The sequence below is a fragment of the Salinimicrobium oceani genome, assembly GCF_012037645.1.
This window is the reverse complement of record NZ_JAAVJR010000460.1, coordinates 1-496: the sequence shown is the minus strand read 5'-3', so window position 1 is coordinate 496 and position 496 is coordinate 1. Positions and strand designations below refer to the sequence as shown.

1 pseudogene is annotated in these 496 nt (G+C 41.7%); it reads right to left on the bottom strand.

Going from position 1 to position 496, the window contains the following annotated elements:
• Positions 1-82 precede the first annotated feature (82 nt).
• Positions 83-469 (bottom strand): annotated as a pseudogene (locus tag HC175_RS17745) (phosphoglycerate dehydrogenase); the annotation flags it as partial.
• Positions 470-496 lie beyond the last annotated feature (27 nt).

The window sequence follows — 496 nt, the reverse complement described above, 5'->3', positions numbered from 1 at the left end:
AACCCGAAACCCGCAACAGGCCACCGTTACTCCTTAAACCTTAATCCTTAATCCTTAATCCTTATTCCTTAACCCTTAGTCCTTAATAAAGTACTCTAAACCTAATGGTTCCTTCAATACCTTTCATCTCCTCGATAACCTCTTCGTTGTAGGCTTTGTTGATATCGGTGATCACATAGCCTATGGTTTCATTGGTTTTAAGATATTGACCTACAATATTGCAGTCATGTTCTGAGAGGACGTTATTGATATGCGCTATTATTCCCGGTCTATTATGGTGAATATGGATCAACCTGTGTGCATTTTCCAGGATAGGCAATTGCAGGTTGGGGAAATTAACGCTGTTAGTGGTGCTTCCGGTGTTGATATATTCAATGATCTTACCGGGCACAAAGTTCCCGATGTTCACCTGGGCTTCTTCAGTGCTGCCGCCAATATGGGGGGTTAAAATGACATTTTTGAGGCCCCTTGTTGAGAGGGGCTTTTTATTTTAAAG